The sequence below is a fragment of the Burkholderia sp. NRF60-BP8 genome, assembly GCF_001522585.2.
Classification (GTDB): domain Bacteria; phylum Pseudomonadota; class Gammaproteobacteria; order Burkholderiales; family Burkholderiaceae; genus Burkholderia.
Genome location: NZ_CP013372.1, coordinates 620,324 through 642,801, shown reverse-complemented (window position 1 = coordinate 642,801; position 22,478 = coordinate 620,324). Strand labels below are relative to the sequence as shown.

General features: G+C 69.3%; 20 protein-coding genes. 6 read left to right on the top strand and 14 right to left on the bottom strand.

The window, feature by feature from the left end; genetic code table 11:
• Window positions 1-95: 95 nt before the first annotated feature.
• Together WS54_RS02965 and WS54_RS02960 are read right to left on the bottom strand one after the other, a co-directional pair.
• A complete protein-coding gene (locus tag WS54_RS02965; protein ID WP_059784352.1) occupies window positions 96-515 on the bottom strand; it encodes a hypothetical protein in 420 nt (139 codons plus the stop codon).
• A 120-nt stretch (window positions 516-635) separates the two neighbouring features.
• Entirely contained in the window at window positions 636-1,436 is an 801-nt protein-coding gene (locus WS54_RS02960; protein ID WP_059784354.1) for an AraC family transcriptional regulator, read from the bottom strand.
• Window positions 1,437-1,601: 165 nt separating this feature from the next.
• Between WS54_RS02960 and WS54_RS02955 the strand changes: the two genes are divergently transcribed.
• The 3 genes from WS54_RS02955 (at window position 1,602) to WS54_RS02945 (ending at window position 4,471) form a co-directional block, all read left to right on the top strand.
• The gene (locus WS54_RS02955) at window positions 1,602-2,228 is read left to right on the top strand and encodes a LysE family translocator (RefSeq protein WP_034205383.1); all 627 of its coding nucleotides are present in this window, start codon (window positions 1,602-1,604) and stop codon (window positions 2,226-2,228) included.
• Window positions 2,229-2,241: 13 nt separating this feature from the next.
• Complete coding sequence (locus WS54_RS02950; RefSeq protein WP_059784356.1) at window positions 2,242-2,994, top strand: class I SAM-dependent methyltransferase; 753 nt, start codon at window positions 2,242-2,244, stop codon at window positions 2,992-2,994.
• Between the two features lie 325 nt (window positions 2,995-3,319).
• Window positions 3,320-4,471, top strand: coding sequence for a DUF1176 domain-containing protein (locus WS54_RS02945; protein WP_179955201.1), 1,152 nt, complete (start codon window positions 3,320-3,322; stop codon window positions 4,469-4,471).
• 9 nt (window positions 4,472-4,480) lie between these two features.
• Here WS54_RS02945 and WS54_RS02940 read toward each other — a convergent pair whose 3' ends face one another.
• Window positions 4,481-5,152: an O-methyltransferase gene (locus WS54_RS02940; protein WP_034205386.1), complete on the bottom strand. Its 672-nt coding sequence runs from the start codon at window positions 5,150-5,152 to the stop codon at window positions 4,481-4,483.
• Between the two features lie 147 nt (window positions 5,153-5,299).
• Here WS54_RS02940 and WS54_RS02935 point away from each other — a divergent pair, with 147 nt between their 5' ends.
• Together WS54_RS02935 and WS54_RS02930 are read left to right on the top strand one after the other, a co-directional pair.
• Entirely contained in the window at window positions 5,300-6,595 is a 1,296-nt protein-coding gene (locus tag WS54_RS02935; protein ID WP_059784360.1) for an O-acetylhomoserine aminocarboxypropyltransferase/cysteine synthase family protein, read from the top strand.
• Window positions 6,596-6,757: 162 nt separating this feature from the next.
• Window positions 6,758-7,483 carry a ZIP family metal transporter gene (locus WS54_RS02930; RefSeq protein WP_059784363.1) on the top strand — a complete coding sequence of 242 codons (726 nt, stop codon included), beginning with the start codon at window positions 6,758-6,760 and terminating at the stop codon, window positions 7,481-7,483.
• Window positions 7,484-7,505: 22 nt separating this feature from the next.
• On the opposite strand, the gene WS54_RS02925 is transcribed toward WS54_RS02930, so the two are convergent.
• The 3 genes from WS54_RS02925 to WS54_RS02915 all read right to left on the bottom strand — a co-directional run bounded on the left by WS54_RS02925 (window position 7,506) and on the right by WS54_RS02915 (window position 9,005).
• Window positions 7,506-8,009, bottom strand: coding sequence for a hypothetical protein (locus WS54_RS02925; protein ID WP_059784364.1), 504 nt, complete (start codon window positions 8,007-8,009; stop codon window positions 7,506-7,508).
• A 27-nt stretch (window positions 8,010-8,036) separates the two neighbouring features.
• Entirely contained in the window at window positions 8,037-8,318 is a 282-nt protein-coding gene (locus tag WS54_RS02920) for a hypothetical protein (RefSeq protein WP_059784367.1), read from the bottom strand.
• 288 nt (window positions 8,319-8,606) lie between these two features.
• Entirely contained in the window at window positions 8,607-9,005 is a 399-nt protein-coding gene (locus tag WS54_RS02915; RefSeq protein WP_236872751.1) for a hypothetical protein, read from the bottom strand.
• Window positions 9,006-9,146: 141 nt separating this feature from the next.
• Here WS54_RS02915 and WS54_RS02910 point away from each other — a divergent pair, with 141 nt between their 5' ends.
• On the top strand, window positions 9,147-9,434 hold the full coding sequence (locus WS54_RS02910; protein ID WP_059784370.1) for a DUF4148 domain-containing protein: 288 nt from the start codon (window positions 9,147-9,149) through the stop codon (window positions 9,432-9,434).
• A 78-nt stretch (window positions 9,435-9,512) separates the two neighbouring features.
• Here WS54_RS02910 and WS54_RS02905 read toward each other — a convergent pair whose 3' ends face one another.
• From WS54_RS02905 to WS54_RS02870, 8 genes are all read right to left on the bottom strand, one after another.
• Window positions 9,513-10,937: a heavy metal sensor histidine kinase gene (locus WS54_RS02905; RefSeq protein ID WP_059784372.1), complete on the bottom strand. Its 1,425-nt coding sequence runs from the start codon at window positions 10,935-10,937 to the stop codon at window positions 9,513-9,515.
• A complete protein-coding gene (gene irlR, locus WS54_RS02900) occupies window positions 10,934-11,617 on the bottom strand; it encodes a heavy metal response regulator transcription factor IrlR (RefSeq protein WP_034205392.1) in 684 nt (227 codons plus the stop codon). The genes WS54_RS02905 and irlR overlap by 4 nt, the downstream gene beginning before the upstream one ends.
• The gene (locus WS54_RS02895) at window positions 11,617-14,829 is read right to left on the bottom strand and encodes an efflux RND transporter permease subunit (RefSeq protein ID WP_059784374.1); all 3,213 of its coding nucleotides are present in this window, start codon (window positions 14,827-14,829) and stop codon (window positions 11,617-11,619) included. The genes irlR and WS54_RS02895 overlap by 1 nt, the downstream gene beginning before the upstream one ends.
• Window positions 14,830-14,957: 128 nt before the next feature.
• The gene (locus WS54_RS02890) at window positions 14,958-16,427 is read right to left on the bottom strand and encodes an efflux RND transporter periplasmic adaptor subunit (protein WP_059784377.1); all 1,470 of its coding nucleotides are present in this window, start codon (window positions 16,425-16,427) and stop codon (window positions 14,958-14,960) included.
• A gap of 26 nt (window positions 16,428-16,453) precedes the next feature.
• Complete coding sequence (locus WS54_RS02885) at window positions 16,454-17,761, bottom strand: TolC family protein (protein WP_059784379.1); 1,308 nt, start codon at window positions 17,759-17,761, stop codon at window positions 16,454-16,456.
• A gap of 251 nt (window positions 17,762-18,012) precedes the next feature.
• Window positions 18,013-19,203: a phosphotransferase enzyme family protein gene (locus tag WS54_RS02880; RefSeq protein WP_059784382.1), complete on the bottom strand. Its 1,191-nt coding sequence runs from the start codon at window positions 19,201-19,203 to the stop codon at window positions 18,013-18,015.
• Between the two features lie 36 nt (window positions 19,204-19,239).
• A complete protein-coding gene (pnuC, locus tag WS54_RS02875; protein ID WP_059784385.1) occupies window positions 19,240-19,884 on the bottom strand; it encodes a nicotinamide riboside transporter PnuC in 645 nt (214 codons plus the stop codon).
• 59 nt (window positions 19,885-19,943) lie between these two features.
• Window positions 19,944-22,175 (bottom strand): TonB-dependent siderophore receptor, encoded by a 2,232-nt coding sequence (locus tag WS54_RS02870; RefSeq protein WP_059784387.1) that lies wholly within the window; start codon window positions 22,173-22,175, stop codon window positions 19,944-19,946.
• Window positions 22,176-22,478: the final 303 nt, after the last annotated feature.

Below are 22,478 nucleotides of genomic sequence, written 5' to 3'. Positions count from 1 at the left end.
CCTCTGCGTGGTTGCGATATGCCGCAGCGCGCGTTCGCGCACTGCGCCTGCGTGCCGATGTCGACGCAAGCCGCGCGGGCCGCGCCGCCGTCGGATCAGGCGTTCGCCGCCGCGATGCTGCGCGCCGGTTCGGCCAGCAGCCGTTGCGCGAGCGCCAGCGCGTCGTCGCGGCTCGCGGCCGCATTCAGCGGATACCCCCAGACCTTCTCGAAGGCGCCCGAAAAAGCATCGAGCGCCATGCGCCGCGCGGCATCGGGCTCGATCGCGATCATCCCCGGGATCCATTCGCGCGACAGCGCGCGGTTGGCCTTGCTCCATTTCGCGAGCTGCTTGCGTATCTCGTGATCGTTGTCGGCGCGATCGTCGCCGGACGGCGCATCGTCGGTCAGCAGAACGAAACGTTCGCGGCGCGCGAGCAACACGTCGAGTTCGGCGATCAGGCGGGCGGGATCGGTGGGGGGCGAGCCGCTGTAACGCAGCCAGACAAACGGGAATTCAGTCGTGACGATTTGCATGTCGACCTCCAGATGAGAACGATTCTCATTCTATGGAGCGAGGCCTCATGCGTCATTTCTCATTCCGGCCAACTGCTTTCTCGATCCGGCCAAACGTGCGGGGGTGCGCAGTCCGGCTGTTCAGCGTTGCCGGTCGGTCAGGAATTGCGTGGGCGACTTGCCGGTCGCCTTGCGGAACATCGTGACGAAGCTACTCGCGCTCTCGTAGCCGAGATCGATCGCGATCTGATGCACGCGGCGGCCGGTCGTCAGCATCCGCAGCGACAGCGCGACGTGCAGCCGCCGGCGCCAGTCGCCGAGGCTCATCCCGAGCTCCTTCGTCGCGAGCCGCGTGAGGCTGCGCTCGCTGATGCCCGCGCGCCGTGCGAGTTCGGGCAGCGGCGACTTGTCGGCCGGATCGTCGAGCAGATGGTCGATCAGCTTGCGCAGCCGGCGATCGGCCGGCATCGGCAGGTACAAGTCTTCGACAGGCGCCGCGACGAGTTCGTCGAGCAGCGTCGCCACCAGCCGCCCTTGCGGCCCGTCGACGTCGTACAGGTTCGGGAAGCTGGCCGCCTTCAGCAGCAGCTCGCGCAACAGCGGCGACACGGCCAGCGTGCAGCAGCGCGTGGGCAGGTCGAGCGCCGCGTCGGGTTCGACCAGGACCGCGTAGAAGGTCGCGCCGGCCGAGCCGCGCGCCGCATGCGGGACGTCGCCCGGAATCCAGACCGTGCATTGCGGCGGTGCGCTCCACACGCCGCCGTCGATCTCGCAATAGACGACGCCGCTCAGCGTGTAGAGCAGTTGCGCCTGACGATGGCTGTGCCGCTCCAGCCGCCATTCGGGCTCGACGACCGAGCCGCCGAACACCACGAGCGGACGCGGCACGTGATAGACGTCGGCGTCCGCGGCGGGATCGGTCATCGGTGGAAGGTCGCGCATGGAACGACAAGCTGTGGAAAAGGCCGGACGCCGACGCGTCCTTTCGTGCTTATACCAGAAAGGCGCCGGCGCAGCCGTGCGGTTCGACGCGGCGTCTGCGGGCGCGCGACGAACCGAATACAATGCGGCGATCCCCTGTCGCTGCGCCAACCTGCCGGAGCCGCCATGTTCGACCTGACCACGCTGACCACCTTCACGGCCGTCGTCCTGGGCCTGTTCCTGATCCCCGGCCCCGCCGTGCTGCTCGTGCTGAGCCGCACCGTACAGGGCGGTCGCAAGACCGGCATCCTGACCGGCCTCGGCGTCGCGAGCGGCGACTTCGTGCACACGCTGTTCGCGGCCGTCGGATTGTCCGCACTGCTGATGACGTCGGCGCTCGCGTTCAACGTCGTGAAGCTGGCCGGCGCCGCGTACCTGATCTATCTCGGCGTGCGCGCGCTGCTGGAAAAGGCGGCCGATCCGTCGCTGCCGCAGGTGTCGCCCGTCACGCCGTTCAAGGCGTACCTGCAGGCGATTCCCGCCGAAGTGCTGAATCCGAAAACCGCGCTGTTCTTTCTCGCGTTCATGCCGCAGTTCGTGCATCCGGAGCGCGGCTCGACGTTCGTGCAGTTCGCGGTGCTCGGGCTGATCTTCGTCGTGCTCAGCTCGCTCTATACGACGCTGATCGCGTGCTCGATCCGCCCGCTCGGCCGCATCGTGAAGCGGCTCACGTGGCTCACGCGCTGGCAGGGCAAGATCATCGGTTCGATCTTCATCGCGCTCGGGCTGCGCGTGGCCGTGCAGCAGCGCTGATGCGCGCGAGCGTATGACGCCCGCCGGCGCGGACCTGCTCTACACCGACCCGCGCCTCGTCGCGGTATACGACCTGTTCAACGCCGGCGACCGGGACTTCGCGTTCTACGCCGCCGAGATCGGCGCCGCCCCGCAACGCATCCTCGATCTCGGCTGCGGCACCGGCACGTTCGCCCGACGGCTCGCGACGGCCGGGCATGACGTCGTCGGGATCGATCCCGCTTCGGCGATGATCGATTACGCGCGACGCCAGCCGGGCGCCGACGCCGTGCGCTGGTTCGCGTGCGCACTCGACGGCCTGCCGCCCGGTGCACCGTTCGATGCGGTCGTGATGACCGGGCACGCGTTCCAGTGCCTGCTGACCGACGACGCCATCGACGCGACGCTGCACGGCGTGCGGCGCGTGCTCGCCGGCGGCGGCCGCTTCCTGTTCGATACCCGCAACCCGCGCACCGAACCGTGGCGGGCATGGACGCCCGCGCAGTCGGCACGCAGCGTCGAATCGCACGCGTTCGGCATCGTCGATCTCCATCACGCGGTGCGGGCGATCGACGGCGCGATCGTGACGTTCGGCACGCACTACCGCTTCCACCGCGACGACACGGTGCTGACGAATACGAGCCGGCTGCGTTTCATCGCGCACGCCGAATTGCAAGCGCGCGTGGCGGCCGCCGGTTTCGCGTCGGCCGACTGGCGCGGCGACTGGGACCACGCTCCGTTCGACGAAGCGACCAGCGCGGAGATCATCGCGATCTGCCGCGCGTGAGCGCGGGTGCGCGGGTACGTCGATTGCGCTGGCGGCGGGCAGCGTGCTCACCGCATACGCATCCCGGATCGTGCGGCGCGACCGTCCGACACGGCGCGGCCGGCAGTCGATGAAACGAACGGCGCGGTGGCTGCCGGCATCGCGCCGCTTGCGCGTCGATCGGCCACGTGCGTGCCCGCGCACCGTTTCGTCACATCGTTCCTCCGCGTTGCAGCGGTATACTGGATGCCGTTCGCGCCACTGCACTCGACCTGCACCGCTTGCTGACGATGCGCTTGCAGTCCGGCATCCTCCGCCCGCCTCCTCCCAGTCGATTCGAACCGCCATGTCGCACCGTTTTTCGCTCGCCGTCGCCGCCCTCCTCGCCGCTTCCCCGATCGTCACGCACGCCCGTCCGCTGTCGCGGCCGCCAGTCGAACGCGAGTTCAAGAGCTGGTCGGTCGTCTGCGACAACGGCAATCGCTGTATCGCGGAAAGTCACGCCGACGATATCGACGATGCACGCGCCGGCCTGATCCTGCGCGTGACGCGCGACGCCGGCCCGGACGCGCAACCGTCGCTCGACCTTTACGCATCGGCGCCGATCGACTTGCGCACGGCCCGCGTCGACGGCCGACCGTTCGATGCGATGCCGGCGCAATGGCATACGTTCGGCGACAAGACCGACGACGAAGCCCGCCCGTTCCGGCTCCGGACCGACGATCCGGCCACGGTGGCCGCGTGGCTCGCCGCAGCGCGTAATGCCCAACTGCTGAGCCTCGGCGATCCGGCATCGGCGCCCGCCGCGCGTACGCCGTTGTCGGGATTGAATGCCGCGTTGCTGCTGATCGACGATACGCAGGGCCGCGTCGGCACGGTCACGGCGCTGTCGCGCCCCGGCGCCCGGCCTGCGTCGTCGGTGCCGGCCGCGCCCGCGTTGCCGCCCGCGATCACGCCCGCGCCGCCGGCCGACTCGACCCTGTCGAGCGCCGAACAGCGTCCGCTCGTCGATGCGGTGCTCGCGAAATTCGGCGCCGACGTGAAGCAATGCGCGGCCGAGGTCGAAGACGAAATGTCGGCGAGCGACCGCAGGAAAGCGTCGCGCGCCGTCGCGATCTCGTCCGACGAGGCGCTCGTCGCGATCCCGTGCCAGACCAGCAGCCTGTATAACCACACCGACCTGTGGTATCGCGTGCGCCGCACCGCGCCGTACATGCCGGCCGCGATGAATTTCGGCGAGAACGCGAGCGCGGGCCTCGATTCGGCGTCGTTCGCGAACGAGCTGACCGACGCCAGCTACGATGCCGCCCGCGCGACGCTGTCGAGCACGGTCAGATTGCGCAGCGCCGGCGATTGCGGCTCGACCGCATCGTGGGTCTTCGACGGCCGGCGCTTCGTGCTCGACGGCCTCGCCACGCACAGCACCTGCAACGGCCTGTTCCAGGCTCGATGGCCGCGCCTGTATCGCCGGGCCGACGCGGCCGGCAGCCCGCACTGACGCGTCACGTCACGCGGCGCCGACGATCGAGATCGAGAATCCGTCCCAGCCCTTCTGCCCGACCGTCTGCACGGCGGTCGTCATGAGCGCGGGCTCGGCCGCGAGGCGCGCAAACCCGTCGCGCACGCCAACCACGTCCGGCTCGCGATTGCCCGGATCGGCGACGCGCCCGTTTCGCACGACGTTGTCGACGACGATCACCGTGCCGGGCCGCGACAGCTTCAGCGCCGCGTCGAGATAAACGGCGTTGTTGTCCTTGTCCGCATCGATGAAGACGAAATCGAACGGCGCCTCCCCGGCCTCGACGAGCCGCGCCAGGCTGTCCTTCGCACTGCCGACCACCACCGACACGACCGCCGCGAACCCGGCGCGCGCGATGTTCTGCGTCGCGACCTTCGCGTGTGCCGGGTTCAGTTCGAGCGTCACGAGCGAGCCGCCCGGCGGCAATGCGCGCGCCAGCCAGATCGTGCTGTAGCCGCCGAGGGTGCCGACTTCGAGGATGCGCCGCGCGCCGCGGATCGTCGCGAGCAGTTGCAACAGCTTGCCCTGGTTCGGCGCGACGTTGATCGCGGGCAGCCCGGCCGCGTCGCTCGCCGCCAGCGCGGCGTCGAGCACGGCGTCGGACGGCACGAGCGTCGCCGAAAAATACGCATCCACCTGGTTCCATCGATCCTGATCCATCGCGCACCTCTCGTCTGCGGAAAAAGGCATTCTATGCGCCGCGCCCGATAAGCAACACACCATTCGTTCTAAGGGCAGCCGCACACGTGCTCCTATAATCGCCGGACGGCAGGACCCTCGACCTTCACAACAACAAACGGAGCACCCATGACCGATCAGGCCAATTCGAACTGGCGCCTCGAAACCATCGCCGTGCACGGCGGTTATCGCCCCGACCCGACCACGCGCGCGGTCGCCGTTCCGATCTACCAGACCGTTGCGTACGCATTCGACGACACGCAGCACGGCGCCGACCTGTTCGACCTGAAGGTCCAGGGCAACATCTACACGCGGATCATGAACCCGACGACGGACGTGCTCGAGCAGCGGATCGCCGCGCTCGAGGGCGGCATCGGCGCGCTCGCGCTCGCGTCGGGGCAAGCCGCCGTCACGTATGCGATCCAAACGATCGCCGAAGCCGGCGACAACATCGTGTCTGCGAGTTCGCTGTACGGCGGTACCTACAACCTGTTCGCGCATACGCTGCCGCAATACGGGATCGCCACGCGCTTCGCCGATCCGCGCGATCCCGCATCGTTCGCACCGCTGATCGATGCGCGCACGAAGGCGATCTTCGCGGAATCGGTCGGCAACCCGCTCGGCAACGTCACCGACATCGCCGCGCTCGCGGAGGTCGCGCATCGCCGCGGCATCCCGTTGATCGTCGACAACACGGTGCCGTCGCCATACCTGCTGCGCCCGTTCGAACACGGCGCGGACATCGTCGTGCACTCGCTGACGAAATATCTCGGCGGACACGGCACGAGCCTCGGCGGCGCGATCGTCGATTCGGGCAAGTTCCCGTGGGCCGAGCACGCGGACCGCTTCACGCGGCTCAACGAGCCGGACGTCAGCTATCACGGCGTCGTCTATACCGATGCGTTCGGGCCGGCAGCCTATATCGGCCGCGCCCGCGTGGTGCCGTTGCGCAACATGGGCGCGGCGATCTCGCCGTTCAATGCGTTCCAGATCCTGCAGGGAATCGAGACGCTCGCGCTGCGCGTCGAGCGGATCAGCGACAACGCGCTGAAGATCGCGCAGCACCTCGCGCGCCACGAGCACGTCGAATGGGTGAACTACGCGGGCCTGCCCGATCACCCCGACCATCCGCTCGTCGCGCGCTACCTGTCGGGCCGTGCGCCGGGCATCCTGACGTTCGGCGTAAAAGGTGGCCGCGACGGCGGCGCGAAGTTCCAGGACGCGCTGAAGCTGTTCACGCGGCTCGTCAACATCGGCGATACGAAGTCGCTCGCGACGCACCCGGCATCGACCACGCACCGCCAACTGTCGCCGGCCGAACTCGCGAAGGCCGGCGTGAAGGAAGAGACGGTGCGGCTGTCGATCGGCATCGAGCATATCGACGACCTGCTCGCCGATCTCGACCAGGCGCTCGCGCAGCTTTGACCGGAACGGGGCGGGCCGGCTCGCCGGTGCGCGGGCATCGAGCCGCTTGACCTTGGAGCGGCTTCAAGGTGTTCAATCTCCGGTCGATGCCGGGGCGACGCCCCGCGCGTACGATCGTGCGACGCAGCCTCCGCTGCGACACGCCCACCGCCGAGAGACCTCATGACCCCCACCGCGAAGCTCGCGCTGCTCACGTTACCGCCCGTGCTGGCGGCCTGCTTCGGCGCCCTCGCGGCCGCGTGGCGCGCGCCCGGCCCGAAAACCTCGAGCGTGATCCAGCATTTCACCGGCGGCATCGTGTTCGCGGCCGCCGCGCTCGAACTGCTGCCGCAGGACCGTGCGCATGCGCTGTTTCCGGTCGTCGTCGGCTTCGTGCTCGGGATCGCGCTGATGCTGGCGATTCGCGCGTTGTCTGGTGCGGTCGAGACGCGCTTCGAGGACGCGCGGTTGCCCGTGAGCCTGATCGTCGTCACCGCGATCGATCTCGTCGTCGACGGCCTGGTGCTCGGCATCGCCTTTTCCGCGAGCGACGAAAGCGGCATCATCCTGACCGTCGCACTGACGCTCGAGGTGCTGTTCCTCGCGCTGTCGGTCAGCGCGGCGCTGGCCGCGGCCGGCATCGGCCGCACGCCGTCGATCGTCGTGCCGGTCGCGCTCGCGGCGCTGCTGAGCGTCGCAGCCGTTGCGGGCAATGCGGCGTTCGCCGGGCTGCCGGCGAATATCTATGCGGCGCTGCTGGGGCTCGGCACGGTCGCGCTGCTGTACCTCGTCACCGAGGAACTGCTGGTCGAAGCGCACGAAGTGCCCGAGACACCGTTCGCGACGGCCTCGTTCTTCATCGGCTTCATCGTGTTCTTCCTGATCGAAGGATCCGTGAAGGCCGGGTAAGCCGCGTTCGACGGCGCGACGGCTACCAGGTCGTCGCGCCGGTCGGCCACGTATCGACGATGCGCGTGCCGTTGACCGGCGCGACACCCGCGTTGCGCAGCGCGGTCCACAGGTCGATCGCATGTTCGCGCGATTTGCGGCTGCCGTCGTCGGTCAGCACGTTCAGCGCGATCACTTCGTCGCGTGTCGTCAGTTGCAATTGCTCCTTCAGCTTGCGCGACTGATGCGACACGGTACGGACGTCGCCGAGCACGATCCGTTTCGCCGCGACGGTCGACGCGTCGCCGGCATCGGCCGGCACGAACGTCAGCCGGCCAGCGGCGACTTCGCATTGTCCGCGCGCGAACGTCGCGGTCCACGCGCCGGCCGGCACGGCCGCCAACTCGCAGCGCATTCGCTCGTTCGCGCGGCGACCGACGTCGTGCGCCGACGCGTGCGACAGCGCACGTTCCGGCCAGCCTGCCGCCATCGCGGCCGCCGACATCAGGTACGCCGCCAGCACGATCCCTTTCGCGACATTGCGCATCGCACGCTCCTTTTCATCGATGAACGATCAAAGCCCCACGAAGCGGTCGTCGTGCGCATCGACCGGCGGCGACTCGTCGCCGCGACGAACGGTCGCGCGATGAATCGCCCGATGGCGCGCGACGGCGGTCGGGCTCGCCGGGTAGTCGTGAGTCGGGCTCGGGATCGGGATCGCGCCGTCGCGACGCGCGCGCAGCCGTTCCTGAATCACGTCCCGACGGCGCTTCGGCTGCGCGGCCACGACCTGCGAGAAGGCCGCGATCGACGGTGCGACAACGCTAACGGCGATCGCCGGGTGCGGCATGTTCATGTGAACAGCTCCTTATTGGAATGTCTTGACGGGAGCCATCACTTTGATCCCGCGGCGGTGCGGATTCGTGATCGCTTCATGACGGTTTCGTCACCGTTCCGCCATGCACTGCGTGACGAAAATTTCATGTTCCGATCAGGTTCGCGATGCGCCGCGCCGCTACGATCGGAACGGTAGCGGGCCCTGCCCGTTCCCCTCCACGCAGCGGGTCGCCGCCGTACGGCACGATCACGCATTAGGCCCGGACTCGTCGAGTGCCGGGCCGTTTTTTTTACGCGGGTCCGACGATCAGGGCGCGGCGTTGCGCTGCGGGAACAGGCATGGATGCGTTTTCACATACAGGTTCGGATTGCCGCAGCGGTGCCCGGCATAGTCGATCTGCTCGCCAGGCATCGAGGCGGCCCGCGCTGGCTTGCGAACCGCGGCAGGTGCAGTTGCCGCGGCACCGGAGCGCGTCGACGATGCGCAGCCCGAGAGCAACGGAACGATCAGGACTGCGATCAACGCGAAATGAATGGCAGGACGGTGCAATTGTCGATCCGGAATGAAGGCCTGAACAGCGCCGCACGCTATCGACACTGTCGTCGCGATCGGCACGAATGCCGCCGGCGCGGTCGGCCGACGGCAGACCTCATGTTCCGCTTCCCGCTCATCGCACCGATGACGCGAACATGACGGTTGCGTCATGTCGAGCGAGTCCGCACGGTACGCCACCGCGCCCCGCAATCTGACGCATTTTTCATCTCGCGATCACGATCGCGCACGGCCGCTTTCGCATACTGGGTCCATGGTTCGCCACCCGGCGGCCGTGATCAAGGAGAGCACTCGATGAAAACCGCAAAACTCGCAGCATGGTTCGTCGCCGCCACGCTGTCGCTCGGCATGGCCGCGCAGGCCGCGCACGCCCAAACGCAAATGCAAGGCAAGTCCCGCTCGCAGGTCGTCGACGAACTGAAACAGGCGCAGCACGACGGTGTCGTGCCGACGAGCAAGACGCAGTACCCGCCGACCGGCGAGATCGTTGCACGCAACAAGGAACTGCACGGGATTTCGGTGCATGGCGGCGAGAAGAGGCCGCAGACCGACAATCACGACGACCTGACCGCGAAGCAATGACGCCCAGCCTCCCGGCCGCGGGCAACGCGCCGCGCGCGGCTGCTTACGGCGAGCGCGCGGGCGTGTGCGCCCGCACCGTCAGGCGCCGATGGCGGCCGGCCGTTCAGGCGCGGCCGGCCGTCGCGGAAAGCGCAGCCAGAAGGTCGTGCGGCGACCCGGTTCGCTGTCGACGCCGCATTCGCCGCCGTGATTGTCCATGATCGACCGGACGATCGCGAGGCCGAGCCCGGTGCCCGACGCCGAATCGTGCCGCGACGGATCGACGCGATAAAAGCGCTCGAAAATCCGCCCGACGTGCTCCGCCGCGATGCCGGGCCCCGTATCCGATACGGCGATCGTCGTCGCGCCGCCCTGCTCGACGCAATCGATCGTCACGACGCTGCCGCGCGGCGCATAGGTCAGCGCATTCGACAGCAGGTTGCTCAACGCGCGCTGGTACAGCGTCAGATCCGCATCGACCCACGCATGGCCGTCGACCTTCACCGTCACGCCCGCGTCTTCCGCAAGCGGCTCGTAGTAGCCGGCCACCCGCTCCGCCTCCTCCGCCGCATTCAGGCGTCGCACATCGATCGACGTGCCGGCCTGCTCCGAACGCGCGAGAAACAGCATGTCCTCGATCATTCGCGACAGCCGCTGGTATTCGTCGATGCTCGACTCGATCACGCTCCGGTATTCGTCCGCGCTGCGCGGTTGCGACAGCACGACCTGCGCGGCCGCCTGCAGGTTCGTCAGCGGCGTGCGCATGTCGTGCGCGAGATTCGACGAGAACTGGCTCAGCCGCGTGAACGATTCGTTCAGCCGCGCGAGCATCCCGTTGAACGCATGCTCGAGTTCCTTCAGCTCGCCCGACGTATCGAGTTCCGGCAGCGGATGCGCGAGCCGGCTCGTCGACATCTGCTCGGCGCGCGCCGCGAATCGTCGCAGCGGGCTCAGCCCGAGCGCCGCGATGCCGTATGCGATCGCGGCCGCGAGCACCACGCCGAACACCTCGATCACGACGATCGTATAAGCGTGCGTGCGCAACAGCAGCACGTCGGCGCTGCGGTCGTATTGCACGGCGACGCGCACCACGGGCGCCCCGGCGCCGGCGAGCGGCACGCTCGTCAGCAGATACCGGTGCCGCTCGCCGGGCGCGGCGATGCCGACCGGCACGCGCCCGGCGTTCATCGACAGCAGCGGCGCATACGGACGGAAGCCCGGGGTGCCGACGAGGCGCGCACCGCCGGCATCGAAGATCGCGAGATCCATGTTCGGATGCCCGTGCAACTGGTCGATCCAGATATCGGCGTTGCGCGCGACGTCGGCCGTCGTGCGCGCCTCGGCCAGGTGTGCCCCCAGTGCGGCGGAAATGCCGGCCATCTGCTCGGCCGCCGTGGCTTCGACGCGGTTGCTCAGCGCCTCGTACAGTGCGACGCCGCTCGACGCGAGGATCACCGACGTCGACAGGATGATCAGCGCGGTCAGGCGGCCGCGCAGCGTGCGCGGCAGCAGGCGCGCGATCATGCGGCCGCGCCGCCGCGCGTTTCGAGCACGTAGCCCATCCCGCGCACCGTGTGGATCAGCTTCGGTTCGTACGCGTCGTCGATCTTCGAGCGCAGCCGGCGAATCGCCGAATCGACGACGTTCGTGTCGCTGTTGAAGTTCATGTCCCACACCTGCGACGCGATGGTCGCGCGCGGCAGGATCTCGCCTTCGCGGCGCATCAGCAGCCACAGCAGCGCGAACTCCTTCGCGGTCAGCAGGATCGTGTCGCCCTGCCGCGTGGCCTTGCGGCGCGTCAGGTCGAGTTCGAGATCGGCCACGCGCAGCGTGTTCGAGTCGCGCGGCTGGCCGCGCCGCAGGATCGACTTGATGCGCGCGGTCAGCTCGACGAAATCGAACGGCTTCGCGAGATAGTCGTCCGCGCCGAGTTCGAGCCCCTTCACGCGATCGCCGACGTCGTCGCGCGCGGTGAGGAACAGCACGGGCGTCGACTTGCTGCGCCGCAGGTTCTGCAGCAACGTCCAGCCGTCCTGCCCGGGCAGCATCACGTCGAGTACGAGCAGGTCGTACTCCTCCGTTTCGGCCTGGTGCTGGCCCGTGATGCCGTCCTCGACCCAGTCGACGACGTAGCCGGCCTCGGTCAGGCCCTTGCGCAGATACGCGCCCGTCTTCGGTTCATCCTCGACAATCAGAATTCGCATCACGCATTACCCTTGAAGAAACCCAGCCGGCGCAGCACGCGCGCACCGACGCCGCCGCGCAACGCCGTGCGCCACGACACCGCATGGCTGACACGGTACAGCACCGGCAGCACCAGCAGCGTCAACGCCGTGGACGACAGGATACCGCCGATCACGACCGTCGCAAGCGGGCGCTGCACCTCGGCGCCGGTGCCGGTCGCGAACGCCATCGGCAGGAAGCCGAGCGACGCGACCAGCGCGGTCATCAGCACGGGCCGCAGCCGCGTGAGCGCGCCGTCGCGCACGGCCGCGTCGAGCGGCGTCCCTTCGTCGCGCAGGTTGCGGATGAACGAGATCATCACGAGCCCGTTGAGCACCGCCACGCCGGACAGCGCGATGAAACCGACCGCCGCCGTGATCGACAGCGGAATCCCGCGCAGCCACAGCGACACGACACCGCCGCTCAGCGCGAACGGAATGCCGGTGAACACCAGCAGCCCGTCCTTCACGTTGTTGAACATCACGAACAGCAACACGAACACCATGAACAGCGCGAGCGGCACGACGAGCTTCAAGCGCTCGCTCGCGCTCTGCAGTTGCTCGAATTGCCCGCCCCACGACACCCAGTAACCGGCCGGCACGCGCACGTCCTGCTGCAATTGCTCGCGCGCATCGGCGACGAACGAGCCGACGTCGCGGCCGCGCACGTTCGCGCTGACCACCACCCGCCGCTTGCCGTCCTCGCGGCTGATCTGGTTCGGGCCGGGCGCCACGTCGATCGTCGCGAGCTCCGCGAGCGGCACGTACGGGGCTGCCGCGAGCCGCGCGGCGGCGCCCGTGGCCGGCGCGGGCAGCGCGATCGGCAGCCGCTTGATCGCCTCGATGTCGGAGCGCAGTTCGTCGGGCAGCCGCACGACGATGTCGAAGCGGCGGTCGCCCTGGAACAGCGTGCCGGCCTTCCGGCCGCCGACGGCCGCGGCCACCGAATCCTGCAGGTCGGCGACGCTCACGCCGTAGCGCGCGAGCTTGTCGCGGTCGAGGTTGACGGTCAGCACCGGCAGGCCCGTGGTCTGCTCGACCTTCACCTCCGACGCGCCCGGCACCTTCTGCAAGGCAGCGGCGATCTGCTCGCCGGTCCGGTTCAGCACGGCCATGTCGTCGCCGAAGAGCTTCACGGCGACGTCGCTGCGCACGCCCGAAATCAGCTCGTTGAAGCGCAGCTGGATCGGCTGCGAGAACTCGTACGCGTTGCCCGGCAGCTCGGCGAGCGCGTCCTCGATCTCGCGCACGAGCCGATCGCGCGGTTTCTTCGGATCGGACCACGTGTCGGCCGGCTTCAGCATGATGTAGCCGTCCGACAGGTTCGGCGGCATCGGGTCGGCGGCGATTTCGGCCGTGCCGGTGCGCGCGAACACGCGCTCGATCTCGGGGAAGCGCGCCTTCAGCGTCTTCTCGATCGACTTCTGCATCTCGACCGACTGCGACAGGCTCGTGCCGGGAATCCGCAGCGCGGATACGGCCAGATCGCCCTCGTTCAGGCTCGGGATGAACTCGCTGCCGAGGCGCGTCGCCAGCCCCAGCGTGACCAGCACGATCGCGCCCGCCCCGGTCATCACGCGCGCCGGGCGCATCATGAACGCGGCGAGCACCGGCTCGTACGCGCGCCGCGCCCAGCCCATCAGCCGGTTTTCCGTCTCCTCGACCCGCTCGCCGATGAACAACGCGACGGCCGCCGGAATGAACGTGACGGTCAGCACCATCGCGGCGGCGAGCGCCATCACGACGGTCGTCGCCATCGGGTGGAACATCTTGCCTTCGACGCCGGTCAGCGCGAAGATCGGCAGGTACACCACCATGATGATCAGTTGTCCGAATATCAATGCACGGCGCGCCTCCTGCGATGCGCCGAACACTTCGGCAAAACGCTCGGCGCGCGTGAGCGGCCGCCCGGCCGCCGCCTGCGCATGCGCGAGCCGCCGCACGCAGTTCTCGACGATCACCACCGCGCCGTCCACGATGATCCCGAAGTCGAGCGCGCCGAGACTCATCAGGTTGGCGCTCACATTCGCGTTGACCATCCCGGTGAAGGTCATCAGCATCGACAGCGGAATCACGAGCGCGGTGATCAGCGCCGCGCGGATGTTGCCGAGGAACAGGAACAGCACGGCAATCACGAGCACCGCGCCTTCGAGCAGGTTCTTCTTCACCGTCGCGACGGCCTTCTCGACGAGCACCGTGCGGTCGTACACCGGAATCGCCTTCACGCCGGCCGGCAGCGTGCGGTTCACGTCCTCCATCTTCGCGGCGACGGCCTTCGACACCGTCCGGCTGTTCTCGCCCATCAGCATGAACACCGTGCCGAGCACGACTTCCTCGCCGTTCGACGTCGCGGCGCCGGTGCGCAGTTCGCGGCCGATGTCGACCGCGCCGATGTCCTTCATCCGCACCGGCACGCCGCCGACGTTGGTCAGCACGATGTTCGCGATGTCGTCGACGGTGCGCGCCTGGCCCGGCACGCGCACCAGATACTGCTCGCCGCGCTTTTCGATGTAGCCGGCGCCGACGTTGTCGTTGTTGCGCTCCAGCGCGCGCACGACGTCGGCGAGCGTCAGCCCGTACGACATCAGCTTTGCCGGGTTCGGCGCGACGCGGTACTCCTTCACGTAGCCGCCGATCGAGTTGACCTCGGTCACGCCGCGCACGTTGCGCAACTGCGGCCGCACGACCCAGTCCTGCAGTTCCCGCAGGTCGGCCGCCGTATAGCGCGTGCCGTCGGGCTTGCGCGCGCCGGCGTCGGCCTCGACGGTCCACAGGTAGATCTCGCCGAGGCCCGTCGACGTCGGCCCCATCGCGGGCGCGATGCCGGCCGGCAACTTGTCCTTCGCTTCCTGAATGCGCTCGTTGACGAGCTGCCGCGCGAAGTAGATGTCGGTGCCGTCCTTGAAGATCACGGTGACCTGCGACAGCCCGTAACGCGAGATCGAGCGCGTCTGCTCCAGCCCCGGCAGCCCGGCCATCGCGGTCTCGACCGGATAGGTGATGCGCTGCTCGGCTTCGAGCGGCGAGTAGCCGGGCGCGGACGTGTTGATCTGCACCTGCACGTTGGTGATGTCGGGCACCGCGTCGATCGGCAGCCGCTGGTAGCTGAACACGCCCAGCGCGGCCACGGCCGCGATCGCCAGCATCACGAGCCAGCGGTGCGCAATCGCGAAGCGGATCAGGCGCTCAAACATGTCGGGATTCCTTGAAGGGGAGCACGGACGTCCTCACCGGACGGGCCGCGCGGTCGGTCGACCGGCCGCTCGGAAAGCAGGCCGCATGAAGGGCCGCCAGTCGCGCCACGGCGCTCGCGTAGTGCCGCTCATTCATGTTCCGCGCTCCCCTTGCCGAGTTCCGCCTTCAGCACGAAGCTGTTCGACGCCGCGTATTCCTGGCCGGGCTGGAGCCCCTTCAGCACTTCGATCGCGCGTTCGTCGCGCCGCCCCGTCTCGACCGGCTGCGCGACGAACCCCTTCGGCGAGCGCACGAACACCGACGGCGCGCCGTCGACGTCCTGCAGCGCGTCGCTCGCGACCGCGAGCGGCACATCCTGCCTGCCCGCATCGACCGACACGTTCACGAACATCCCCGGGCGCCACACGCGGTCCGGGTTCGGCAGCACGACGCGCGCCGGCGCGGTGCGCGTCTGTTCGCCGAGCAGCGACCCCACGTATGCGATCGGGCCGCTCGAACGCGATTCGAACGCGGTCGCGATCACCGTCGCGTCACGGCCGACGCGCACGTCGTCGAGCCGCTGCGCGGGCACCGCCATCTCGGCCCACACGGTGGACAGGTCGGAAATCACGAACATGCTCGCGTCGGCGGCGATCGCCTCGCCGGGCGTCGCATGCTTCTCGACGATCGTGCCCGCGAACGGCGCGCGCAGTTCATAACGGTTCAGCGCGCCCGCGCCGACCGGCGCGTTCAGCGCGGCGAGCTTCTGCCGCGCGTTCTGCACGGCGATCTCGGCCTCGCGCAACTGCACCTGGGCCTGCTGATAATCCTGCTCGGCCGAAATACGCTCCTTCCACAGCGTGCGTTCGCGCTCGTAGGTCGCGCGCGCCCCCGTCAGCCGGCGCTCGGCCGTCAGCAACTCGCTGCGGCGGTCGGCCAGGTCGGTGCTCGCGATCACGGCGAGCACCTGCCCCTTCGCGACGTTCTGCCCGAGCGACACCGACACCTGCTCGACGATGCCGGCCACGCGCGGCACCACGTGCGCGGTGCGGTCCTCGTTGAACTTGATCTCGCCCGGCAACTGGAACGGCGTCGCGATCCGCGCGGGGCCGGCCTTCGCAAGCGCGATCCTCGACGTCGCGAGTTGCGCGTCGCTCAGCGCGATCGCACCGTCGGCGCGCGCGAACGGGAACGACGCGGCATCGTTGCCGGCCTTCACGTCGATCGTCGCATCGAATACGTGCGGCTTCGCGATCGACTGCGCCGACACGAACTTCGAGCCGGCTGCGTCGAACCGCAACGGTTCGTGCGTGCGGTCGTACCGCACCAGCGTGCCGGACACGGTCACGCCATCGACCGCCGGCTTGCCGTCGACGAACGGATAGACGACGAGCCGTGCGTCGCCGGGCTTTTCCGTCATCACGATCTCGACCGACAGCTTGCCGCGCTCGAGCACGACACCGCCATGCGCGCCGGCGCCCTCGGCCGGCTGTGCGACTTCGGCGGCCGTCGGCGCCGATGCGCTGCCGCCGCCCCGCGCGACGGCGAGCGCGCCGATCACGATCCCTGCGCCGCCGAGCACGGCGGCCGCCATGACGAAGATTTTGCTGCGTGACATGATGATCCTTCAGGTGAGAGCGGCGCTCAGCGCGCGACGGCCGCGAGCGGCGTGCCGACGAGCCGGCCGATATCGGCGCGGGCCGCATGGGCGCCGGCGAGCGCACGGACGTATTGCGACTGGCCCTGGAACAGCGTGCGCTGCGCGTCGAGCACGTCGAGGAAGCTGAACTTGCCGAGTTCGTAGCCTCGCGACATCGCATCGAGTGCGAGACGCGCGGCCGGCAGGATGTCGGATTTCAGCCGCTGCGCTTCCTGCTCGGCGGCCTCGAAATTCGCGTACGCCTGCGTGAGTTCCAGCCTCAGGCGCGTGCGTTCGCGATCGAGATCGGCGTTCGCGCGCTCGGCCTTGTGCGTCGCCTCGAGCAACGCACCCCGGTTCGTGTTGAACAGCGGAATCGGAATCGATACGCCGACCACGGCCTGGTTGTCGGGCACGCCGCCCGTGGTCACGCGCTTCACGCCCGCGCTGACCGTCACGTCCGGAACGCGCCGCGCGCGTTCGAGCGACACGGCCGCATTCGAGCGCAGCAGCTCGGCGCGCGCGACGCGCGCGAGCGGCGCGTCGTCGAGCTGCGCGGTCAATGCGGACAGCGGCTCGACCGGCGGCACGTTTTCCAGGTCGCCGCGCACCGCGAGCCGGTCGTCGCGCGCTTCGCCCATCACGGCGTTCAGCTTCTCGCGCGCGACCTCGACGCGGCCGCGCGCGGTCACCACTTCGATCTGCACGCCGGCCGCCGCGACCTGCGCCTTGGTCGCCTCGACCGGCGACACCTTGCCGGCCTGCGCGCGGCGCCCCGCGAGATCCGCGGAGCGCGCGGCGATCGCGGCCGATTCCTCCGTCACCTGAAGCTGGCGCTGCGCGGCGAGCAGCCCGTAGAACGCGGCGATCACGTCGGCGCGCACCGCGGCGCCCTGCTCGTCGAGCAACGCGTTCGCCGCCTCGCGGCCGTACGACGCGACGTCGAGCCGCGCGCGGCGCTTGCCGCCCAGTTCGATGGCCTGGCTGATCGTCGCGGTGGACGTGCGTTCGGCGCGGCTGAAGCCTTCCTGCAGAAACGACACTTCGGGATTCGGGCGCGCGCCGGCCTGCATCAGCGCGCCGGTCGACGCGTCGACGTCCGCGCGCGCGCCGCGCAACGCCGGATTGTTCCGCGCCGCGACCGCGAGCGCATCGGACAGCGTCATCGACGGCGCAGGAAACGCATCGGATGGCGGTGCGCCGATCGGCGCGGCGGCGCTAGCCGGGGCCGGCCCCGGCGACGGCGATGGCTGCGCATGAGCCGTCGTGGCCATCGCGAAAACGACGGCCACGACGAGGTTGAGCTTGAGCATGTTCGGTTCTGCGGTAACGGTTTGCGACCGATGCTACGGACCGGCCGCAGTGCGAACATGAGGCGAAGATGATATTTCCGTCATGTCGGGCGCAGCGGCACGCAGGCGTGCGTCGCGCCGCGAGAACGGCATGCCGCGTCGAGGATCGGAAGGACGGGTTGAACGTACGGCGCGACGCGCGGCACGGAAGATTGCAGGTCGTCGGGGAATCGATGCGTGTGCGGTGTACGCGGCAGGCCCGCGCACCCGGATCAGGCGAGCCCTTGCTTCGCGCGCCGCCGCCGCACGAGCCAGTCGAGCAGTTGCCGCCCGTCGCGTTCGCCGAACCAGCGCGCGTGCCCGATCAGGTAGCCGTCGTACGCGATGTCGACGATCGCCGGCGCATCGATGATGCAGCCGAAATACGCGACTTCCGACAGCGCGAACTCCGTATGCACGATCGGCAGCAGCGCGACCAGCGCCGCATACGCGTCGTCGCTCAACGGTTCGAGCGATTCGTAGCCGTCGAGCAGCGCGTCGATCTGGTCGTATTCGGTGCGCCGCGCATCGGCCGGCGCCATCCAGTCGACCGTATTGCGCTCGATCGCGAGCGCGAGGTCCATGACCGCGCAGGTGCGGTCAGACAAGCCGAAGTCGAGCACGGTCCGGACCTGCGCGCCGGGCCCCGCGTCGGTCCACAGCAGGTTCGACGCGTGCCAGTCGCCGTGCGTCCACAGCGGCGGCAACGCCGGCAGCAGCGGCACGAGGCGCGCATGATACGGGCCGATCGCGTCGGCCACGTCGCCACGCCAGTCGCGCGAGCCGAGCGCGCGCACGAGCAGCGGCTGCGCGTCGACCCAGCGCTCGAGCGCGCCCGTCAGATCGGCGCACGACAGCACGCGAAAGCTCGACAGCAGCGTGCGCACGGGCCGCGCGGGCGCATCGTAGCCGGCCGACGCGCGATGCAGTTCGGCCAGTGCGCGGCCGGCCGCATACGCATGCGATGGATGCGTGAACGGCTGCCACGACATCACGCCGCGATACGGATCGACGCCGGGCGCGAGCACGTGCACCTCGTACGTCCATTCGCCGGACGCGAACGCGGTCGCACCGCGGCGATCGGCCAGCACGTCCACCACCGGCATCCCGCGCGCGCGCAGATGCGCGATGAAGCGATGCTCTTCCTCGAGCCCGGCGACATCGCGCAGGCTCGCGTGATGACGCTTGACGAACAACCCGCGCCCGTCGGCCATCCGCACCAGCACGGCGGCCGCGAACTGCCGCGGGCTGTGCCACGTCAGCCGCGCCGGTTCGCCCGCGCCGTCGATCCGCGCGAGCACGGCCGCCACTTCGTCGTGCGTGATCAGCGGCCAGTCGCGTTCGGCCTGCTCGCCGTCCACGCCGAATTGCGGCGGCGCGACGTCGCGCGACAGGGGGCCGTCCGGCTCGAGGGGGAATGACATGAACGGCGTTGCTCCGTAGTTGAATCCGTGCGCGGATCAGCGCGCGCCGCCGCCCGATGCGAGCGGGCCGCCGGCGGCCGCGCGCAATGCGGCGGCCGTCCGGCTCCAGTCGCGCCAGCCGACGACGGCCAGGCCGATGAACAACGCATAGAGCCCGGCCGTCAGATACAGTTCCTTGAACACGAACATCCCGACGTACACGACGTTCACGACGATCCACAGTCCCCACGACGCGATGTAGCGCCGTGCGGTCCAGTATTGCGCGACGAGGCTGAACGCGGTCAGCGACGCATCGACGAACGGCAGCGCCGCATCGGTCCAGCGCGCCATCATCCCGCCGAGCAGCGCGCTGCCGACGACGGCCGCGATCAGGTCGGGCAGCATCTGCCGGGGCCGCACGCCGGTCACGGGTGCGACGTCGCCGGCCGGCGCCGCCTGGCGGTCGGCACCGCCGGCGGCCTCGCTCGCGCGCTGCGCGAGCCAGCGCTGCCAGCCGTACACCTGCAGCACCGCGAACGCGCCCTGCAGCAGCATGTCGGAATACAGCTTCGCGTCGAAGAAGATCCAGCCGTACAGCGCGACCGACGCAAGGCCGACCGGCCAGCACAGCATGCGCCGTTTCGCGGTCAGCCAGATCGCGAGCGCGCTGACGATCACGCCGGCGATTTCGAGTGGGGACATCGTCTGTGCTCTCCTGGTGGGCTGCCGGGGCCGCGCATCACGCGGCCGATTCCGGTCGGTCAGAAATCATAGGTCAACGACACGCGCGCGGTGCGCGGCGCACCCGGGAACAGGTACGCATCGCCCTGCTGCTCGCCTGCGTCGCGCCAGTAGAACTTGTCGAACAGATTGTCCACCGATACGCGCAACACCGTGCGATGGCCGCCGATCTTCGTCGTATAACGCGCGCCGAGATTGAACACGAACCACGACGGCACGCGCGCGGTGCCTTCCTCGTTCGCGTTGCGCGCCGCGCTGTATTCCACGCCGCCGAGCACGTTCAGGCCCGCGATGCCCGGCACCGCGTAGTCCGCATACAGCGACGCGCGCAGCGCGGGCACGTTGATGATCTGGTGCCCTTCGTACGCCGGCGACCCCGAATCGACCGCGCGGGCGCGAATCGCCGCGACGCTGGCCGTCAGCCCCAGCCGCTCGGTCACGCGCCCGGCCGCGCCGAGCTCGATGCCCTGGTGCCGCTGCGTGCCGCGCTGCACGAACGTGTAGGCCGTGCCCGATGCGTCCGGGTCGGCGAACTGGAACGGCTTGCTGATCGAGAACACGGCGGCCGTGAGGCTCAGCCGGTCGAGCCAGTCGTATTTCGCGCCGAGCTCGAACTGGTGCGATTCGACGGGCGGCAGGAACGCATACGCGTTGGTCGCGCGTACGGGGGCCTGATCGCCGAGCGACAGCGCCTTGCTGTACGACGCATACAGCGACAGCACGTCCACCGGCTTGTAGACGAGCGCGACCTGCGGCAGGAACACCGAGCGGTCGGTATGCGTCGTATCGCCGTCGAGGCTGCTCCAGCTGCGCTGGCGCAGCAGCACTTCCTTGCCGCCCGCGAGCACCTGCCAGTGTTCGCCGATGCCGATGCGGTCGAGCCCGAACACGCCGTACTGCCACGCGTCGAGGCGCGGATACGACGGCCCGGGCGAATTCGGCGACGGCGAGAAGGTCAGGTCCGGCCCGTAGACGTTCTCGCTGCCCACGTAGTCGTACACGGCGTCGGCCATGTGCACGACGCGGCGCTGCACGCTCACGCCGAGCGTCAGCTCGTGCCGCAGCGGCCCCGTCGCGAACTTGCCCGTCGTGACCGCGCGCAGCTCGTCGTTGCGCCGGTATTCGCCGGGACTGCGGAAGTCGTATACGTCGTAGTCGCCGTTCGCGCCGAAGAAGAACGGCGACGTCGCGCCGGCCGCGCAGCTTGCCGCGTAATAGCAGCCGTACGCGAACGCGCTGTTGTCGTCGATCATCGTGCGGCTGCGGCCGGCGGCGACGTAGGCCTTCCAGTCGTCGTTGAACCGGTAGTCGAAGCGTGCGTTCAGGTTCAGCGCATCGGTCGTCACCGGTTTCGCCCACGGCTGCGTGCCGAGCGCCTTCGACGTCGTCTTGACCGACGGCACGACGGTGCCGCCGAGCAATTGGTAGCCGGGCGCGGAACGCTGGATCCACTGCTGGAATTCGGCATTGAGCTGCAGGCTCGCGCGCGGGCCGATGTCCCAGTCGGCGGCGATCGAGCCGAACGTGCGCCGCCCGTTCGTGCCGTCGATGTAGGAGTGCATGTTCTCCTTCGCCGCATTGATCCGGAACCCGAACTGATGGTCGGGGCCGAAGCGGCGGCCGAGATCGACGGCCGCCGACGTCGAGCCGCGGCTGTCGACGCCGCCCGTCACGCTCGCGACGTTCGCGGAGCGCTTGGTCACGAAGTTGATCACGCCGCCCGGCGCGACGACGCCGCCGTCGATGCCCGCGAGTCCTTTCAGGATCTCGACGCGCTCCTTGTTCTCGAGCGGCACGTTCTGCTCGCCGGACACCGTCAGCCCGTCGATCCGGATCGCGCTCGCGAGATCGACCGGAAAGCCGCGGATCGCGAAGCCTTCGAAATAGCCGACCGGCGCATAGTCGTTGACGACCGACGCATCGTTGCGCACGACGTCGCTCAAGCGCTTCGCCTGCTGATCGTCGATCAGCGCGCGCGTGACGACGTTCACCGACGCCGGCGTGTCGCGCAGCGGCGCGTCGTCGAGCCCCGCGACCGACGCTTCGCGCGCCCGCAGCGAGCGGCCGCGCTCGCCGCTCACCGCGATCGCGGGCAGCGTCGTGCTGCCGCTCGCGTCGGCGCCCGGCGCGGGCGTGTCGCCCGGTGCGGCGGCAGCCTGCACCGCGAAAAGCGTGACGCCGAGACCGACACCGAGCCCGACCTTCGTGCGCCGCCGCCGTGCGGGCGCCGCTGTTGTTCTATTCACCGTCATTGTTCTGGATGGAAAACTCGCCACTCGACCCTGTCGAAACCCGTTGGAAGCTGCGAAGCGTGCACCCGCCGCCGCGCCCGTCGCCGGACGCGTGCGTCGACGCGATATTCATCGGACGAACCAGACCATGCGGCGCGCAAGCGGGCCGGCCGGTCGGAACAGCGCAGGATGGGGCATCGGATTCGATGACGCGCCGGCAACGACGCAGCGGCCGACGGGTCCGTCGGGTGCCTGTCGGCCGGCCGGCTGCCTCGCGCGATCGTGTCATGCGGGGGACGCTTCGAACGCCCCGGTGCGGGCGGC

Coding starts and splice junctions, on each gene's coding strand:
- WS54_RS02965 (WP_059784352.1), bottom strand. CDS start 515: ATGCAAATCGTCACGACTGAATTCCCGTTTGTCTGGCTGCGTTACAGC.
- WS54_RS02960 (WP_059784354.1), bottom strand. CDS start 1,436: ATGCGCGACCTTCCACCGATGACCGATCCCGCCGCGGACGCCGACGTC.
- WS54_RS02955 (WP_034205383.1), top strand. CDS start 1,602: ATGTTCGACCTGACCACGCTGACCACCTTCACGGCCGTCGTCCTGGGC.
- WS54_RS02950 (WP_059784356.1), top strand. CDS start 2,242: ATGACGCCCGCCGGCGCGGACCTGCTCTACACCGACCCGCGCCTCGTC.
- WS54_RS02945 (WP_179955201.1), top strand. CDS start 3,320: ATGTCGCACCGTTTTTCGCTCGCCGTCGCCGCCCTCCTCGCCGCTTCC.
- WS54_RS02940 (WP_034205386.1), bottom strand. CDS start 5,152: ATGGATCAGGATCGATGGAACCAGGTGGATGCGTATTTTTCGGCGACG.
- WS54_RS02935 (WP_059784360.1), top strand. CDS start 5,300: ATGACCGATCAGGCCAATTCGAACTGGCGCCTCGAAACCATCGCCGTG.
- WS54_RS02930 (WP_059784363.1), top strand. CDS start 6,758: ATGACCCCCACCGCGAAGCTCGCGCTGCTCACGTTACCGCCCGTGCTG.
- WS54_RS02925 (WP_059784364.1), bottom strand. CDS start 8,009: ATGCGCAATGTCGCGAAAGGGATCGTGCTGGCGGCGTACCTGATGTCG.
- WS54_RS02920 (WP_059784367.1), bottom strand. CDS start 8,318: ATGAACATGCCGCACCCGGCGATCGCCGTTAGCGTTGTCGCACCGTCG.
- WS54_RS02915 (WP_236872751.1), bottom strand. CDS start 9,005: ATGACGCAACCGTCATGTTCGCGTCATCGGTGCGATGAGCGGGAAGCG.
- WS54_RS02910 (WP_059784370.1), top strand. CDS start 9,147: ATGAAAACCGCAAAACTCGCAGCATGGTTCGTCGCCGCCACGCTGTCG.
- WS54_RS02905 (WP_059784372.1), bottom strand. CDS start 10,937: ATGATCGCGCGCCTGCTGCCGCGCACGCTGCGCGGCCGCCTGACCGCG.
- irlR (WP_034205392.1), bottom strand. CDS start 11,617: ATGCGAATTCTGATTGTCGAGGATGAACCGAAGACGGGCGCGTATCTG.
- WS54_RS02895 (WP_059784374.1), bottom strand. CDS start 14,829: ATGTTTGAGCGCCTGATCCGCTTCGCGATTGCGCACCGCTGGCTCGTG.
- WS54_RS02890 (WP_059784377.1), bottom strand. CDS start 16,427: ATGTCACGCAGCAAAATCTTCGTCATGGCGGCCGCCGTGCTCGGCGGC.
- WS54_RS02885 (WP_059784379.1), bottom strand. CDS start 17,761: ATGCTCAAGCTCAACCTCGTCGTGGCCGTCGTTTTCGCGATGGCCACG.
- WS54_RS02880 (WP_059784382.1), bottom strand. CDS start 19,203: ATGTCATTCCCCCTCGAGCCGGACGGCCCCCTGTCGCGCGACGTCGCG.
- pnuC (WP_059784385.1), bottom strand. CDS start 19,884: ATGTCCCCACTCGAAATCGCCGGCGTGATCGTCAGCGCGCTCGCGATC.
- WS54_RS02870 (WP_059784387.1), bottom strand. CDS start 22,175: ATGACGGTGAATAGAACAACAGCGGCGCCCGCACGGCGGCGGCGCACG.